General features: G+C 54.6%; 12 protein-coding genes. 8 read left to right on the top strand and 4 right to left on the bottom strand.

Annotated elements, in window-relative coordinates; translation table 11 throughout:
* Positions 1 to 45: 45 nt before the first annotated feature.
* Complete coding sequence (trxB, locus tag NL510_RS15135) at positions 46 to 1014, bottom strand: thioredoxin-disulfide reductase (RefSeq protein ID WP_253377947.1); 969 nt, start codon at positions 1012 to 1014, stop codon at positions 46 to 48.
* A 531-nt stretch (positions 1015 to 1545) separates the two neighbouring features.
* On the opposite strand from trxB, the gene lrp reads away from it, so the two are divergent.
* The 8 genes from lrp (at position 1546) to NL510_RS15090 (ending at position 13822) form a co-directional block, all read left to right on the top strand.
* Positions 1546 to 2040, top strand: coding sequence for a leucine-responsive transcriptional regulator Lrp (gene lrp, locus NL510_RS15130; RefSeq protein ID WP_000228473.1), 495 nt, complete (start codon positions 1546 to 1548; stop codon positions 2038 to 2040).
* Between the two features lie 135 nt (positions 2041 to 2175).
* The gene (locus tag NL510_RS15125; RefSeq protein ID WP_253377946.1) at positions 2176 to 5880 is read left to right on the top strand and encodes a DNA translocase FtsK 4TM domain-containing protein; all 3705 of its coding nucleotides are present in this window, start codon (positions 2176 to 2178) and stop codon (positions 5878 to 5880) included.
* A 127-nt stretch (positions 5881 to 6007) separates the two neighbouring features.
* Positions 6008 to 6619 (top strand): outer membrane lipoprotein periplasmic chaperone LolA, encoded by a 612-nt coding sequence (lolA, locus tag NL510_RS15120; protein WP_253377945.1) that lies wholly within the window; start codon positions 6008 to 6010, stop codon positions 6617 to 6619.
* A gap of 9 nt (positions 6620 to 6628) precedes the next feature.
* Entirely contained in the window at positions 6629 to 7972 is a 1344-nt protein-coding gene (gene rarA / locus NL510_RS15115; protein WP_253377944.1) for a replication-associated recombination protein RarA, read from the top strand.
* Between the two features lie 92 nt (positions 7973 to 8064).
* Complete coding sequence (serS, locus tag NL510_RS15110) at positions 8065 to 9357, top strand: serine--tRNA ligase (protein ID WP_253377943.1); 1293 nt, start codon at positions 8065 to 8067, stop codon at positions 9355 to 9357.
* Between the two features lie 171 nt (positions 9358 to 9528).
* Complete coding sequence (gene dmsA, locus NL510_RS15105; RefSeq protein WP_253377942.1) at positions 9529 to 11973, top strand: dimethylsulfoxide reductase subunit A; 2445 nt, start codon at positions 9529 to 9531, stop codon at positions 11971 to 11973.
* Between the two features lie 216 nt (positions 11974 to 12189).
* The gene (locus NL510_RS23060; RefSeq protein WP_436299138.1) at positions 12190 to 12405 is read left to right on the top strand and encodes a DmsC/YnfH family molybdoenzyme membrane anchor subunit; all 216 of its coding nucleotides are present in this window, start codon (positions 12190 to 12192) and stop codon (positions 12403 to 12405) included.
* 268 nt (positions 12406 to 12673) lie between these two features.
* Positions 12674 to 13822 carry an MFS transporter gene (locus tag NL510_RS15090; RefSeq protein ID WP_253377941.1) on the top strand — a complete coding sequence of 383 codons (1149 nt, stop codon included), beginning with the start codon at positions 12674 to 12676 and terminating at the stop codon, positions 13820 to 13822.
* 32 nt (positions 13823 to 13854) lie between these two features.
* Here the strand turns inward: NL510_RS15090 and pflA are convergent, their stop codons facing one another.
* The 3 genes from pflA to focA all read right to left on the bottom strand — a co-directional run bounded on the left by pflA (position 13855) and on the right by focA (position 18014).
* Positions 13855 to 14595, bottom strand: coding sequence for a pyruvate formate lyase 1-activating protein (gene pflA, locus NL510_RS15085; protein ID WP_119934860.1), 741 nt, complete (start codon positions 14593 to 14595; stop codon positions 13855 to 13857).
* 227 nt (positions 14596 to 14822) lie between these two features.
* Positions 14823 to 17105: a formate C-acetyltransferase gene (gene pflB, locus NL510_RS15080; protein ID WP_253377940.1), complete on the bottom strand. Its 2283-nt coding sequence runs from the start codon at positions 17103 to 17105 to the stop codon at positions 14823 to 14825.
* Between the two features lie 51 nt (positions 17106 to 17156).
* Positions 17157 to 18014 carry a formate transporter FocA gene (gene focA, locus NL510_RS15075; RefSeq protein WP_253377939.1) on the bottom strand — a complete coding sequence of 286 codons (858 nt, stop codon included), beginning with the start codon at positions 18012 to 18014 and terminating at the stop codon, positions 17157 to 17159.
* Between the last annotated feature and the right edge of the window lie 155 nt (positions 18015 to 18169).

Raw genomic sequence — 18169 nt, 5'->3', positions numbered from 1 at the left:
GACTTATCGCCGCCTTTATTTACGTTTGTTACTGACTTGTAAAGATTATTTGGCTTGTTCAGCCAGTCCGTCGAGGTAACGTTCCGCATCCAGTGCGGCCATACAGCCCGTACCCGCAGAGGTGATCGCCTGACGATAAATATGGTCCATCACGTCACCTGCTGCGAAGACACCTGGGATGCTGGTCTGGGTTGCATTGCCGTGAATACCGGACTGTACTTTGATATAGCCGTTTTCCAGTTCCAGCTGGCCGTCGAAAATAGCGGTGTTCGGGCTGTGGCCGATCGCCACGAACAGGCCGGCGACGTCCAGCGTTTCAACGCTATCGGTATTGTGCGTATCACGGATACGCAGACCGGCAACGCCCATTTGATCGCCGGTCACCTCTTCCAGCGTACGGTTGGTGTGCAGCACAATATTGCCGCTCGCCACTTTATCCATCAGGCGTTTGATCAGGATTTTTTCCGCGCGGAAGGTGTCGCGACGGTGGATCAGATGCACCTCTGAGGCGATGTTCGCCAGATAGAGGGCCTCTTCCACGGCGGTGTTGCCGCCACCGATAACCGCCACTTTCTGGTTGCGATAGAAGAAACCGTCACAGGTTGCGCAGGCTGATACGCCGCGGCCCTTAAACGCTTCTTCAGAAGGCAGACCCAGGTAACGGGCAGAGGCGCCCGTCGCGATAATCAGCGCGTCGCAGGTATATTCGCCGCTGTCGCCGGTCAGACGGAACGGACGGTTCTGCAGATCGACCTTATTGATATGATCGAACAGAATTTCGGTTTCGAATTTGGCCGCATGCTCGTGCATACGTTCCATCAGCAGCGGCCCGGTCAGGTCGTTCGGGTCGCCTGGCCAGTTTTCTACTTCTGTGGTGGTGGTCAACTGACCGCCTTTTTCCATACCGGTGATGAGTACCGGATGCAGGTTAGCGCGTGCAGCATAGACCGCCGCGGTGTATCCCGCAGGTCCAGAACCAAGGATGAGTAGCTTACTGTGTTTGGCCGTGCCCATGAGATCCCCATTGTTGTTGGCAGACATTGGGCAGGATTGTAGGGAATTTGTAGCCGTAAAAAAAGAGCTCAGCAATTTTGATAACGATATGTGTAATAGATGCCGACGATTAACCGAGCGCTATAACATAACGCTTTCAACTGAAAAACGGTCGTTTATACGGCAAGAAAATGAGGATTAATTCCCGGGCGTAATGAATATCTGGCATGTTGTACTAAAAATCGATGTTTTGCTTTGACAATCACCTGCGCTTTTGCGAAAACATTCGAGGAAGAAAAAATCCGCATTAACCATGTACCGCATAAGCATGCATGGAAATGCCATTTTTAACCGTGTCAGTAAAATCTACGCATGGTGTGGACAGATGCCATACGTGATGTCGATGACGGTCTTCTTAACAAACAGAACCCGATCCCACATCGCGTCTATTCCATAATCAGGCGATGTGATGAAAAACGGGTACAGGCTCTGAACAGTGATGTGTGCAGGGTCCAGGCAGGAGTAGGGAAGGAATACAGAGAGACAATAATAATGGTAGATAGCAAGAAGCGCCCTGGCAAAGATCTCGACCGTATCGATCGTAACATTCTTAATGAATTGCAGAAGGATGGGCGTATTTCCAACGTCGAGCTTTCTAAACGTGTGGGGCTTTCCCCGACGCCGTGCCTTGAGCGTGTGCGCCGACTGGAAAGACAGGGTTTTATTCAGGGCTATACGGCTCTGCTGAACCCGCATTATCTGGATGCCTCACTTCTGGTATTTGTTGAGATTACTCTGAATCGTGGTGCGCCGGATGTGTTTGAACAATTCAATACCGCTGTACAAAAACTTGAAGAAATTCAAGAGTGTCATCTGGTGTCCGGTGATTTTGACTACCTGTTGAAAACCCGCGTACCCGATATGTCCGCCTACCGTAAGCTGCTGGGTGAAACCCTGCTGCGTCTGCCTGGCGTGAATGACACCCGCACCTATGTGGTGATGGAAGAGGTCAAACAGAGCAATCGTCTGGTAATTAAGACGCGCTAACACGGAACAGGTGCAAAGTCAGTGTAGTTTGATTACACTCCTGTTAATCCATACAGCAACAGTGCCGGGGATACCCGGCACTGTTGTCCGTTTTAGCAAACAGGCAGGAATTGCCTGATACCTGGAGAGCCTTTTTTGAGCCAGGAATACACTGAAGACAAAGAAGTCACACTATCTAAGCTAAGCAGCGGACGTCGTCTCCTTGAGGCGTTGCTGATAGTTATTGCCCTTTTTGCCGTCTGGCTGATGGTTGCCTTAATCAGCTTTAACCCCTCAGACCCGAGCTGGTCGCAGACCGCGTGGCACGAGCCTATCCATAATTTAGGCGGCGTCCCCGGCGCCTGGCTTGCGGACACCCTCCTGTTCATTTTCGGTGTGATGGCTTACACCATTCCCGTCATCATTATTGGCGGATGCTGGTTTGCCTGGCGGCACCGTCAAAATGATGATTACATCGATTACTTTGCGGTGTCGTTGCGTTTGATTGGCGCGCTGGCGCTGATCCTCACCTCCTGCGGGCTGGCGGCCATTAACGCTGATGATATCTGGTATTTCGCGTCCGGCGGGGTGATTGGCAGTCTGCTGAGTTCCGTGTTGAAGCCGATGCTTCACAGCAGCGGCGGCACCCTGACGCTGCTGTGTGTCTGGGCGGCAGGTTTAACGCTGTTCACCGGCTGGTCGTGGGTGAGCATTGCCGAGAAGATCGGCAGCTTTATCCTTACGCTTCTGACCTTCGCCAGCAATCGTACCCGCCGTGATGATACGTGGGTCGACGAAGACGAAGACGAAGACGAATATGAAGATGAGTACGAAGAGGATGACGATGCGCCCGTGCAGCGTCATGAGTCTCGTCGTGCGCGCATTCTGCGCGGTGCGCTGGCGCGTCGTCAGCGCGTCGCTGAAAAATTTGCCAATCCACTTGGCCGTAAAACCGATGCGGCGCTTTTCTCCGGCAAACGTATGGATGAAGACGAGCAGGTTGAGTACCGTGCCGCAGGAGCGGCCGTCGATCCAGAAGATGTGCTCTTCTCAGGCAACCGCGCGCTGCCGGGTGATTTTGACGAGTACGATCCGTTGTTGCACGGCCACCCGGTAACCGAGCCGGTTGCGGTGGCTGCAGCCGCTACCACGGCGGCCCAGGCGTACGCCGCGCCTGTCCAGGCGGTCATGCCCACCGCGCCCGTTCCGGCGCCGGACTCCGTTATCCAGCGCTCTCAGGTTAACTGGCAGACCGCGCCAGGCGTGCACACCCCGGAACCGGTTATTGCGCCTGAGCCTGAAAGCTATGTGCCGGTACAGCAGGAGCAATGGCAGCAGCCCTTACAGCCGGAGCCGGTGTATGAGCCGCAGGGGTATTCGCACGTCGAGCAGCCCGCCGCCCAGCCGTATCAGGAGTATGTGCCTGAGCCGGTCGAGCCCTACGTTGCGCCACAGCCGGAACCTGACGTGATGGAAGAGGCGAAGCCCTCGCGTCCGCCGATGTACTATTTCGAAGAGGTCGAGGAGCGTCGTGCCCGCGAGCGCGAACAGCTGGCGGCCTGGTATCAGCCCGTACCTGAACCCGTTCAGGAGCCAGTCACCAAAGCGCCTGCCGTTTCTGTACCGCCGGTAGATGCTACAGCGGCCATGGCTCCGGTGGCTGAGAGCGTGAAGCAAGCCACTGCCGCTACCGTCGCGGCTGCACCGGTCTTTAGCCTGGCAGGCAGTGCGCCACGCCCTCAGGTGAAAGAGGGGATTGGTCCTCAACTGCCTCGCCCTAACCGCGTGCGCGTGCCAACCCGTCGTGAGCTGGCCTCCTATGGTATTAAGCTGCCGTCCCAGCGTATGACACAAGAGCACGCGCGCGAGCCAGGTTATGAAGACGATGCCGACGAACTGCACCAGGATGAGCTGGCGCGTCAATTCGCCGCGCAGCAGAATCAACGCTACGGCGACGCGTACCAACACCCTGAGCCTGTGCAGGAAGACGAAGATAATGCGGCAGAAGCGGAGTTAGCCCGCCAGTTTGCCGCCACTCAGCAGCAGCGCTATTCCGGCGATCAACCCACCGGCGCGAACCCGTTCTCGCTGGCTGATTTCGAATTCTCGCCGCTGAAGGACCTGGTGGATGATGGCCCGAGCGAGCCATTGTTTACCCCGGGCGTGATGCCGGAAGCCGAACCCGTACGTCAGCCGCCGGCTCCAGCGCCGCAGGCTTACGTGCAGCCACAGCAGCAACCACAGAAACAGCAACTCGCAGCGCAACCCTGGACGCAGCAGCCGCCGCCTCAACGGCCGCCGCAGTATCAGCAGCCTCAGGAGAGCCTTATCCATCCGCTGCTGATGCGTAACGGTGACAGCCGTCCGCTGCAGCGCCCGAGCACGCCGCTGCCGTCGCTTGACCTGTTAACGCCGCCGCCGTCAGAGGTAGAGCCTGTCGATACCTTTGCTCTGGAGCAGATGGCGCGGCTGGTGGAAGCGCGTCTGGCAGACTTCCGCATCAAAGCGGATGTGGTGAACTATTCTCCGGGGCCGGTTATCACCCGCTTCGAGCTGAACCTGGCGCCTGGCGTTAAAGCGGCGCGAATTTCTAACTTGTCCCGTGACCTGGCGCGATCCCTCTCTACCGTCGCGGTACGTGTGGTAGAGGTGATCCCCGGCAAGCCTTACGTCGGGCTTGAGTTGCCGAATAAGAAACGTCAAACCGTCTACCTGCGTGAAGTGCTGGACAACACCAAGTTCCGTGATAACCCCTCTCCGTTAACCGTGGTGCTGGGTAAAGATATCGCGGGCGATCCGGTGGTTGCCGACCTGGCGAAAATGCCTCACCTGTTGGTTGCAGGTACTACCGGTTCCGGTAAATCGGTTGGTGTCAACGCCATGATCCTCAGCATGCTTTACAAAGCGCAGCCGGAAGATGTGCGCTTTATTATGATCGACCCGAAAATGCTGGAGCTCTCCGTTTACGAAGGTATTCCCCATCTTCTCACCGAAGTGGTGACCGACATGAAAGACGCGGCCAATGCCCTGCGCTGGAGCGTTAACGAGATGGAACGTCGCTATAAGCTAATGTCAGCGCTCGGCGTGCGTAACCTTGCCGGTTATAACGAGAAAATCGCCGAGGCGGTACGCATGGGCCGTCCGATCCCGGACCCGTACTGGAAGCCGGGCGATAGCATGGATGCCCAGCATCCGGTGCTGGAGAAACTGCCTTACATCGTGGTGCTGGTGGATGAGTTCGCCGACCTGATGATGACCGTTGGCAAGAAAGTGGAAGAGTTGATTGCCCGACTGGCGCAGAAAGCGCGTGCGGCAGGTATCCACCTGGTGCTGGCGACACAACGTCCTTCCGTGGATGTCATCACCGGTTTGATCAAAGCCAACATCCCGACCCGTATCGCGTTTACCGTCTCGAGCAAAATTGACTCCCGCACTATTCTCGATCAGGGCGGCGCTGAGTCGCTGCTGGGAATGGGGGATATGCTGTTCTCCGGCCCGAACTCGACCTCGCCGGTGCGTGTTCACGGCGCCTTCGTGCGCGACGAGGAAGTGCACGCAGTGGTGCAGGACTGGAAAGCGCGTGGGCGTCCACAATACGTTGACGGCATTACCTCCGAAAGCGAAAGCGAAGGTGGGGGGGGGGGCATGGACGGCGGCGAAGAGCTGGATCCGTTATTCGACCAGGCAGTTAACTTCGTTACTGAAAAACGTAAAGCCTCTATCTCTGGTGTACAACGTCAGTTCCGCATCGGCTACAACCGCGCAGCGCGTATCATTGAACAAATGGAGGCGCAGGGCATTGTGAGCGAGCAAGGGCATAACGGTAACCGAGAGGTACTGGCGCCGCCGCCGTTTGATTAACCCTCATGATTGCAAAGAAGGGTAAATCAGGAAAAATTAAGCATATTCTTCTGTCGCCTGCCTGTGGGCAGGTCCAGAATAGAACACGTAACCCCCATATCGGGAAGACGTATTTTAAGGAATAACGATGAAAAAAATCGCAATCGCCTGTGCATTACTCACCAGTTTTGTCGCCACTAGCGTCTGGGCTGATGCAGCCAGCGACCTTAAAAACCGACTGGATAAAGTCAGCAGCTTCCACGCCAGCTTCACGCAAAAGGTGACGGACGGCAGCGGCAACGCGGTGCAGGAAGGTCAGGGCGACTTGTGGGTGAAACGCCCGAATCTGTTTAACTGGCATATGACCCAGCCGGATGAAAGCATCCTGGTGTCTGACGGCAGAACTCTGTGGTTCTTCAACCCCTTTGTTGAGCAGGCAACGGCGACCTGGCTGAACGATGCGACCAGCAATACGCCCTTTATGCTGATTGCCCGTAACCAGTCCAGCGACTGGCAGCAGTACAACATTAAACAGAACGGTGATGAATTTGTCCTGACGCCGAAAGACAGTAACGGCAATCTCAAGCAGTTCACCATTAACGTGAGCAGCAACGGGACCATCAATCAGTTCGGTGCGGTTGAGCAGGATGGTCAGCGCAGCAGCTATCAGCTCAAAACGCAGCAGAATGGCGCTATTGATGCATCGAAATTCACCTTTACCCCGCCACAGGGCGTAACGGTGGACGACCAACGTAAGTAAGAGGCGTGCGTGGGCAACCTGTCGCTTGATTTTTCAGAGAATGCATTTCAACCTTTGGCCGCGCGTATGCGGCCAGAAAATTTAGCCCAGTATATCGGCCAGCAGCACCTGCTGGCTGCGGGCAAGCCTTTGCCGCGCGCTATTGAAGCGGGGCATCTGCACTCCATGATCCTCTGGGGCCCGCCCGGAACCGGTAAAACCACCCTCGCTGAAGTGATCGCCCGCTACGCTAATGCCGATGTTGAACGTCTCTCGGCGGTCACGTCCGGCGTTAAAGAGATCCGTGAGGCCATTGAGCGCGCCCGACAGAACCGCAATGCCGGACGCCGGACCATCCTGTTTGTGGATGAGGTTCATCGCTTCAATAAAAGCCAGCAGGATGCTTTTCTGCCGCACATTGAAGATGGCACGATATTTTTCATCGGCGCAACGACTGAAAACCCATCCTTTGAGCTGAACTCGGCGTTGCTTTCGCGCGCGCGCGTTTATCTGCTTAAATCACTAATCACTGAAGACATTGAAAAGATCCTCACTCAGGCGATGGATGATAACGCGCGTGGTTACGGCGGGCAGGATATCGTTCTGCTGGACGAGACGCGTCGTGCGATCGCGGAGCTGGTCAACGGCGATGCGCGTCGGGCACTGAATACGCTCGAAATGATGGCCGACATGGCCGAACTGGATGATGCCGGCAAGCGAGTGCTGAAACCTGAACTGCTCACTGAAATTGCGGGTGAACGTAGCGCGCGTTTCGATAACAAAGGCGACCGTTTTTACGATCTGATTTCCGCCCTGCATAAATCCGTGCGCGGCAGTGCGCCAGACGCGGCGCTTTACTGGTATGCACGCATTATTACCGCAGGCGGCGATCCGCTGTACGTGGCGCGTCGCTGTCTGGCCATTGCCTCTGAGGATGTGGGCAATGCCGACCCGCGTGCCATGCAGGTCGCAATCTCGGCCTGGGACTGTTTTACCCGCGTCGGCCCTGCAGAAGGCGAGCGTGCCATTGCTCAGGCGATTGTTTATCTGGCGTGTGCACCGAAAAGTAATGCCGTTTATACCGCCTTTAAGGCGGCGCTGTCTGACGCGCGGGATCGTCCGGACTACGATGTTCCGGTCCATCTGCGCAATGCGCCAACCAAACTGATGAAAGAGATGGGCTATGGGCAGCAGTACCGCTACGCCCATGATGAGCCCAATGCCTATGCCGCCGGGGAGGAGTATTTCCCGCAGGAGATGGCACAAACCCGCTATTATCACCCCACAAACAGAGGTCTTGAGGGTAAGATTGGCGAAAAGCTCGCCTGGCTTACCGGACAGGATCAAAATAGCCCTATAAAACGCTACCGTTAGAGCGATCGTTGCGGTAATGTTGGCGTAATATCCTTGTGGCCGCAGGCTGTGGTCACATTTTCCTATTTTAATTCGATAAGCACAGGATAAGCATGCTCGATCCCAATCTGCTGCGTAATGAGCCAGACGCAGTCGCTGACAAACTGGCACGCCGGGGCTTTAAGCTGGATGTAGATAAGCTGCGCACTCTTGAAGAGCGTCGTAAAGTTCTGCAGGTACAAACTGAAAATCTGCAGGCAGAGCGTAACTCTCGATCGAAGTCCATTGGCCAGGCGAAAGCGCGCGGAGAAGACATTGAGCCATTACGCCTGGAAGTGAACAAACTGGGTGAAGAGCTGGATCAGGCGAAAGCCGAGCTGGAGGTTCTTCAGGCCGAGATCCGTGATATCGCCCTGGCTATTCCGAACATGCCTGACGACAGCGTACCTGTCGGCAAAGACGAAAACGACAACGTTGAAGTGAAGCGCTGGGGCACGCCTCGCGCGTTCGACTTCGAGGTTCGCGACCACGTCACGCTGGGTGAAATGCACGCGGGCCTCGACTTTGCCGCGGCGGTTAAGCTGACCGGCTCTCGCTTTGTGGTGATGAAAGGCCAGATTGCCCACCTGCACCGCGCACTGGCGCAGTTCATGCTGGATCTGCATACCGAGCAGCATGGATACAGCGAAACCTACGTTCCGTATCTGGTCAACCACGATACGCTGTACGGCACCGGCCAGCTGCCAAAGTTTGCCGGCGATCTGTTCCACACGCGTCCGCTGGACGAGGAAGCAGACAGCAGCAACTACGCGCTGATCCCAACGGCGGAAGTGCCGCTGACCAACCTCGTGCGTGACGAGATCATCGACGAAGACAATCTGCCGATTAAGCTGACGGCGCACTCTCCGTGCTTCCGTTCTGAAGCGGGTTCTTACGGTCGTGACACCCGTGGTTTGATCCGTATGCACCAGTTCGACAAAGTTGAAATGGTGCAAATCGTTCGTCCAGAAGAGTCGATGGACGCGCTGGAAGAGATGACCGGCCACGCCGAGAAAGTGCTGGAGTTGCTCGGCCTGCCGTACCGTCGTATGGCGCTGTGCACCGGGGATATGGGCTTTGGTGCCTGCAAAACCTTCGACCTCGAAGTCTGGGTTCCGGCGCAGAATACCTACCGTGAAATTTCTTCCTGCTCTAACGTCTGGGATTTCCAGGCGCGTCGTATGCAGGCTCGCTGTCGCAGTAAATCCGACAAGAAAATCCGTCTGGTTCATACCCTGAACGGTTCTGGTCTGGCGGTGGGTCGTACGCTGGTTGCGGTGCTGGAAAACTACCAACAGGCTGATGGCCGTATCGAGATCCCTGAAGTGCTGCGTCCTTACATGAAAGGTCAGCAGTACATCGGCTAATCGTTGCCTTACACACAAAAGCGCCTCAGGGCGCTTTTTTTACGCCCGGGATTTGATGAGAAGCAATACCTCCTCCCTCTAAAGGAGTAATACTCCTTTAAATAATGGGTAGCATAAAACGCCATAGCGGCTTGCGCCGCTTCTCTTTTCTGTGTGAGCAACCAAATCTCTATGAAAATCAACGCGCCTGAAGCGTTAATGGCTGCCGGGGTCACTCGCCGTGGGTTGATGAAAACGACGACAATCAGCGGACTGGCGGTGGCCAGTAGCGCCTTCACGCTTCCTTTTACCCGGCTGGCGTCTGCGGCGAATGCTCTGTCCCCGGCCACTGAACCGGAAAAAGTGGTGTGGAGTGCCTGTACCGTAAACTGTGGCAGTCGTTGTCCATTGCGGATGCACGTAGTGGATGGCGAAATTAAATATGTCGAAACCGATAATACCGGTGATGATAGCTACGAAGGGTTACACCAGGTACGCGCCTGTCTGCGTGGCCGCTCAATGCGTCGCCGCGTCTATAACCCGGATCGTCTGAAATATCCGATGAAGCGCGTCGGTAAGCGAGGGGAAGGGAAATTCGAGCGTATCAGCTGGGACGAAGCCTACGACATCATCGCCACCAATATGCAGCGCCTGATTAAAGACTACGGTAACGAATCTATCTACCTCAACTACGGCACCGGTACGCTTGGTGGCACCCTGACACGCTCCTGGCCGCCGGGTAAAACGCTGATCGCGCGTCTGATGAACTGCTGCGGGGGTTATCTTAATCACTACGGTGACTACTCTTCCGCGCAGATTGCTGCTGGACTCAACTATACCTACGGTGGCTGGGCAGACGGTAACAGCCCCTCCGACATTGAGAACAGTAAACTGGTGGTGTTGTTCGGCAATAACCCCGGCGAAACGCGCATGAGCGGCGGCGGGGTGACTTATTATCTGGAACAGGCGCGGGCAAAATCGCATGCCCGCATGATCATCATCGATCCGCGCTATACCGATACCGGGGCAGGGCGCGAAGATGAATGGATCCCCATCCGTCCAGGGACCGACGCGGCGCTGGTTAGCGCGCTGGCGTGGGTTATGATCGTCGAGAATCTCGTCGATCAGCCGTTCCTCGATAAATACTGCGTCGGTTATGACGAGAAAACTCTGCCAGCCAGTGCGCCAGCTAACGGGCATTACAAAGCGTATATTCTGGGTCAGGGCAGCGACGGTGTGGCAAAGACCCCGCAATGGGCCTCCACGATCACCGGGATCCCGGCGGAACGTATTATTCAACTTGCACGCGACATCGGCTCGGCGAAACCTGCTTTTATCAGCCAGGGTTGGGGACCGCAGCGGCATGCTAACGGCGAAATCGTGACTCGCGCCATCTCAATGCTCTCAATCCTGACCGGCAACGTCGGTGTTCATGGCGGTAATTCCGGCGCGCGTGAAGGCTCCTGTTCGCTGCCCTTTGAACGCATGCCAACGCTGGACAACCCGGTTCAGACCAGCATCTCCATGTTCATGTGGACGGATGCGATTGCGCGTGGCCCGGAAATGACCGCGTTGCGCGACGGTGTGCGCGGCAAAGACAAACTGGCTGTCCCAATCAAGATGATCTGGAACTATGCCGGTAACTGCCTCACCAACCAGCATTCTGATATCAACCGCACCCACGATATCCTGCAGGATGACAAGAAATGCGAGATGATTGTGGTGATTGACTGCCACATGACCTCATCGGCGAAATATGCCGACATCCTGCTGCCGGACTGCACCGCCTCCGAGCAGATGGACTTCGCGCTGGATGCCTCCTGCGGCAACATGTCTTACGTTATCTTCACCGATCGCGCCATCAAACCGCGCTTCGAGTGCAAAACCATCTATCAGATGACCTCTGATCTGGCAAAACGTCTTGGCGTGGAGCAGCCCTTCACACAGGGACGTACCCAGGAAGGGTGGATGCGCCATCTGCATGAAATTACCCGCCGGGCAATCCCCGATCTGCCTGATTTTGATACCTTCCGCAAGCAGGGGATCTACAAGCAGCGCGATCCGCAAGGGCACCACGTGGCGTACAAAGCTTTCCGGGAAGATCCCGAGGCTAATCCGCTGACTACGCCGTCGGGCAAAATTGAGATCTACTCCGAAGAGCTGGCGAACATTGCGGCTACATGGGAACTGCCGGATGGGGATGTTATCGATCCGCTGCCAATCTATACGCCGGGCTTTGAAAACTACAACGATCCGCTGACGGAAAAATTCCCGCTACAGCTAACCGGTTTCCACTATAAGGCGCGCGTTCACTCGACCTACGGCAACGTTGATGTGCTGAAAGCGTCGTGTCGGCAGGCGATGTGGATCAACCCGATGGATGCGAAGGCGCGTGGGATCAGCAATGGTGACCGTGTGCGCATCTTTAACGGGCGTGGGGAGGTGCATATCGAAGCCAAAGTAACGCCGCGCATGATGCCTGGGGTGGTCGCGCTGGGGGAAGGGGCCTGGTATAGCCCGGATGCGAACCGCATCGACCAGGCTGGCAGTATAAACGTTCTGACCACGCAGCGCCCGTCACCGCTGGCGAAAGGCAACCCGTCCCACACCAATCTCGTCCAGGTGGAAAAGGCGTAAGGAGTAACCGAGGACAAACCAATATGAATTTTAAATTGATTCCAGCCGGTGCACCGGGTGCAAAACCTGCGAGCTGGCCGCCGTCGCAATGCTGCCGTCCGTCTATTGTACGCAGCCAAACATGGTGAGTAAACCGAACGCCAACAGCCACCCTACAGGTGCTACCGGCAAACCCGATGGAGGTGTGAGAAGGGAAGTGGATGGTATGAATGGCCGCTGAGGGAGATTGGCTTTGTTGCCTCGACCCTGCACCCCGGGTCTTCTGCGCGCGCGTTCAACTCCCTGAATCCCGTAGGGGCCTCTTCACTCAGCAACGAAATTGCCAGCGACGCACTGTCTTTGGCTTTTGTGCTGGTGCTGGCGGGGGAACTGATAGGTCGCGGGGTGTTTTACGGTCTGCATATGACCGCTGGCATGGCCGTCGCCAGTTAAGGCTGACTTTTTATTTCACGCCAGGACTTCGTGCCCGGCTTTTTTTCATTCATGAAATTTTTCGACTGTCGTTTGGCTTTCACATTGTCTGGAAATAAATAAAAACAAACAGATAAGTTATATAAATAGCAGGCGTTGCATTAGCAGGATTAGTTTTTTAAATCGACACGGCACATATTGTGCGTACCGGCTAAAAGGGTGGATTGACTTTGATTTTACCGGTGGCATGATGCGCACGAAATCACTACTTCCTCACGGTTTTTAATCCATGACCATCTATACCCGGCCAGTGCTGCTTTTGCTCTGTGGCCTGCTTCTGCTGACCCTGGCGATCGCGGTGTTAAATACGCTCGTCCCGCTGTGGCTCGCCCATGAAAACTTACCGACCTGGCAGGTGGGTATGGTTAGCTCCTCCTTTTTTAGCGGCAACCTGCTGGGGACATTATTAACCGGGAGCTTGATAAAACGCTTCGGTTTTAACCGCAGCTATTATCTGGCATCGTTGATGTTCGCCATGGGATGTGCAGGCCTGGGCCTGATGGTCGGCTTCTGGAGCTGGATGGTCTGGCGCTTTATTGCGGGCGTAGGCTGCGCAATGATCTGGGTGGTGGTTGAAAGCGCCCTGATGTGCAGTGGTACTTCCCACAATCGCGGGCGCCTGCTGGCAGCTTACATGATGGTCTATTATGTCGGGACCGTGCTCGGTCAACTGATGGTCAGTAAACTGCCGACCGAACTGATGAGCGTGCTGCCGTGGGTCACGGGTATGGTGCTGGCTGCTATTCTGCCGCTGCTCTTTACGCGTATTGTAAACCAGAACAGCGAACATCAGGAAGCGACGCACATCTGGCCGATGCTCAGACTGCGTCAGGCACGTCTGGGGGTTAATGGCTGTATTATCTCCGGGATTGTGCTGGGCTCGCTCTACGGGCTAATGCCGCTTTATCTTAATCATCAGGGCGTAAGCGATTCCGGCATTGGCTTCTGGATGGCGGTGATGGTCAGCGCCGGCATTGTCGGACAGTGGCCAATCGGCCGCCTGGCGGACCGCTTTGGTCGCCTGCTGGTACTGCGCGTGCAGGTCTTTGTGGTCATTATCGGGTGTCTGGCGATGCTGAGCAGCGCGGCGATGGCCCCGGCACTGTTTATTCTGGGGGCGGCAGGCTTTACGCTCTACCCGGTAGCGATGGCGTGGGCCTGTGAGAAAGTCGAGCATCATCAACTGGTGGCGATGAACCAGGCATTATTGCTGAGCTATACTATCGGCAGTTTGCTGGGGCCGACGTTTACCGCCATGCTGATGCAAAACTTTTCTGACAACCTGCTGTTTATTATGATTGCCAGCGTGTCGTTTATTTATCTGCTTATGTTGCTGCGAAAAGCCGGCGAGCACCGCACGCCAGTGGCACATGCCTGATATAAAAATCCCGGCGAATTCGCCGGGATTTTTTAATACATGACCTTGTGGCCGTACTGCTCAAGAATGCCTTTGACGCGTTCCATTGTCTCTTTTTTCGGCGGTTTCACGCCATCCAACTTATACTCTTCGCCCATCGCCACCCATTTATGTTTACCCAGCTCGTGGTAGGGCAGAAGCTCAATTTTTTCGACGTTGCCCATGTCGCGGGTAAATTCGCCCAGGCGATGCGCTGAATCATCATCATCTGACCAGCCTGGTACAACCACATAGCGGATCCAGGTTTTGATGCCTTTGTCGGCGATATATTTCGCGAATTCCAGCGTACGATGGTTGGAGACGCCAACCAGATTCTGGTGGATCTCATCGTTCATCTGTTTGAGATCGAGCATCACCAGATCGGTTACTTCAAGCAGTTCGTCAATCACTGGATCGTAACGACGGACAAAACCGTTAGTATCGAGACAGGTGTGAATGCCTTCTTTTCGGCAGGCGCGGAACCAGTCGCGGACAAACTCGGCCTGAAGGATTGCTTCGCCGCCTGAGGCGGTCACGCCGCCGCCGGACGCGTTCATAAAGTGGCGATAGGTCACCACCTCTTTCATCAAATCCTCGACGGCCACTTCTTTTCCGCCGTGCGTATCCCATGTATCACGGTTGTGGCAGTACAGGCAGCGCATCAGGCAGCCCTGGAAGAAGGTAATAAAGCGGATCCCCGGGCCATCAACGGTGCCACAGGATTCAAAGGAGTGAATACGACCAATAATTGACATTGCGGTGACATCTCCAGCTTCGGCCCGTCCGGGGCCTGAGTATGCACAGCTCAAACCGGCTGTGTTTACGAACCAAACCCACCTGATGGGGTGGCTCTTAGTCTGTTTTGGCTGTTATCCATACGTATAGATAGCGGACAAAAGAGACTGGGGGAGAGCTAAAAAGGCCCCACTTGCGTGGAGCCTTTATTATACGCTTTTTAACGTGTGATTTCAGTCAACTCCCATTACAGGGACTGCGTGAAAGTACGAGTGATAACGTCCTGCTGCTGTTCTTTGGTCAGGGAGTTAAAACGTACTGCGTAGCCCGATACGCGGATGGTCAACTGAGGATATTTCTCAGGGTGTTCCATCGCATCAAGCAGCATTTCACGGTTCATTACGTTCACGTTCAGGTGCTGACCACCTTCGATGGACGCTTCATGGTGGAAGTAACCATCCATCAGACCGGCGAGGTTGGTTTTACGCACATCGTCGTCTTTACCCAGCGCATTTGGCACGATAGAGAAGGTATAAGAGATACCATCTTTAGCGTAAGCAAACGGCAGTTTCGCAACGGAGGTCAGAGAGGCAACGGCACCTTTCTGGTCACGACCGTGCATAGGGTTAGCACCTGGTCCGAATGGCGCGCCAGCACGACGACCGTCTGGGGTGTTACCGGTTTTCTTACCATACACAACGTTAGAGGTGATGGTCAGAACAGACTGCGTTGGGATAGCGTTACGGTAAGTGGTTAGTTTCTGAATTTTCTTCATGAAACGTTCTACCAGATCAACCGCCATATCATCAACGCGAGCGTCGTTGTTACCAAACTGCGGGTATTCGCCTTCGATTTCGAAGTCTACCGCCAGGCCGTCTTCGTCGCGAATCGGTTTAACTTTCGCATACTTGATTGCAGACAGGGAGTCAGCTGCAACGGACAGACCTGCGATACCACATGCCATGGTGCGAACGACGTCACGGTCGTGCAGCGCCATCAGAGAGGCTTCGTAGCTGTACTTGTCATGCATGTAGTGAATCACGTTCAGCGCAGTGACGTACTGTTTCGCCAGCCAGTCCATGAAGTGATCCATACGGTCCATAACTTCGTCGAAGTTCAGAACATCGCTTTTGATTGGTTCAGATTTAGGACCAACCTGCATTTTCAGTTTTTCATCAACGCCGCCGTTGATTGCGTACAGCATGGTTTTCGCCAGGTTTGCACGCGCACCGAAGAACTGCATTTGTTTACCAACAACCATCGGGCTTACGCAGCATGCGATAGCGTAATCATCATTGTTGAAGTCCGGACGCATCAGATCATCGTTCTCGTACTGCAGAGAAGAGGTGTCGATGGACACTTTAGCGGCGAATTTCTTGAAGTTCAGAGGCAGTTTTTCAGACCACAGAACGGTGATGTTCGGCTCCGGAGAAGGCCCCATGGTGTACAGGGTGTTCAGGAAGCGGAAGCTGTTTTTGGTTACCAGAGTACGGCCATCTACACCCATACCACCGATAGATTCAGTTGCCCAGATTGGGTCGCCGGAGAACAGCTCATCGTATTCAGGAGTACGCAGGAAACGAACCATACGCAGTTTCATGACCAGGTGGTCAATCATTTCCTGAGCGTCTTGCTCGGTGATTTTACCGGCTTTGATGTCACGTTCGATGTAGGCGTCCAGGAAGGTGGATACGCGACCGAAGGACATTGCTGCGCCGTTCTGAGACTTAACCGCGGCCAGGTAGCCGAAGTAGGTCCACTGAATAGCTTCCTGAGCGTTGGTCGCAGGACCAGAGATATCGCAGCCGTATTTAGCCGCCATTTCTTTGATTTGGCCCAGCGCACGATGCTGCTCAGAGATCTCTTCACGCAGACGGATAGTCGCTTCCAGGTTCACGCCGTTTTCCAGGTCAGACTGCAGGGAAACGAACTGTGCGTATTTGTCTTTCAGCAGGAAATCGATACCGTACAGCGCAACGCGACGGTAGTCACCGATGATACGGCCACGGCCGTATGCATCTGGCAGACCGGTCAGAACGCCAGATTTACGGCAGTTCAGAATGTCTTTGGTGTAAACATCGAATACGCCCTGGTTGTGGGTTTTGCGGTATTCGGTGAAGATTTTTTTCAGCATTGGGTCCAGCTCGCGGTCATACGCTTTGCAGGAACCTTCAACCATTTTGATACCGCCAAACGGAATGATCGCACGTTTCAACGGCGCTTCAGTTTGCAAACCCACGATTTTCTCAAGGGCTTTGTTGATGTAGCCAGCATCGTGGGAGGTGATGGTGGATGCAACAGAGGTATCGAAGTCAACTGGCGCGTGAGTGCGGTTTTCCAGTTTAACGCCTTCCATTACTTTATCCCACAGGGTGGTGGTCGCGTCAGTTGCGCCAGCCAGGAAGGATTCATCACCTTCATACGGGGTATAGTTTTTCTGAATGAAGTCACGTACGTTTACTTCATTCTGCCAGTCACCTTTCGCAAAACCATCCCAGGCTGTGGCTAACTTTTCATTAAGCTCGGACATGTAACACCTACCTTCTTAAGTGGATTTTTTATTTACTGCCTGAGACAACCCTTAATGATGGTCGCCGCCACGCAGGTAAATGACCCAGTATGTCAACCCAACTAATAAACCCCCACCGATAATGTTCCCGATAGTGACAGGAATCAGGTTATCAGTAATGAAATTCATAATAGTCAGGTGAGAGAAATTTTCCGGGGCTGAACCAACAACAGTCCAGAACTCCGGGCTCGCAAAGTTGCGGATAACAATACCCATAGGAATCATGAACATGTTTGCGATACTGTGTTCGAAGCCGCTGGCCACAAACATCGCAACCGGCAGGATCATGATCATGGCTTTATCCATCAGGCTGCGACCTGAGTAGCTCATCCAGACCGCCAGGCAGACCATCAGGTTTGCGAGGATGCCGAGAGCAACAGCCTCAATAAATGTATGGTGCATTTTGTGATCAGCGGTCTGCAGGACGTTAAGCCCCCAGCCACCGTTGGCAGTCATGTACTCGCCAGAGAGCCACATCAACAAAACAAAGAGCAGACAGCCAACCAGGTTACCAACATAGACGTTAAGCCAGTTGCGCGCCAGTTGCCCCCAGGTAATTCTGCCACTGGCTTTTGCGACCACAATCAACACCGTTGAGGTGAAGAGGTCAGCGCCGCAGATGACGCAAAGAATCAGACCCAGTGAGAAGCAGATACCGCCAATCAGCTTCGCTATACCATAAGGCATTGCAGCAGTACCGGTGGTGGCCGTGATGTAGAAGACGAAAGCGATGGAGATGAACACACCGGCCGTGATCGCCAGATAGAACGTCGTCATCGGGTGTTTCGTTGCTTTATAGACACCTGCTTCTTCGGCAACTTTGGCCATCGCAGCGGGGAGTATTAGATCAAAAGGGTTGTCAGCTTTCACACTAACTCTCTCTTTATTAAGTCGGCGACGAGATACTAACAAAGCATTATAGAAGAGAAATTGATATAGATCATATCTCGCCTGGCTTATAGGCCCGCATTGCGTATGGTTTTACAGCAAGTGCGGTGTAAGTTTTTGATTATTCTTGTAAAAAT

It is taken from the genome of unidentified bacterial endosymbiont (assembly GCF_918797525.1).
Taxonomy (GTDB): Bacteria; Pseudomonadota; Gammaproteobacteria; order Enterobacterales; family Enterobacteriaceae; genus Enterobacter.
The sequence above is the reverse complement of the archived record's forward strand: the minus strand, read 5'-3'. Positions and strand labels throughout refer to the sequence as shown.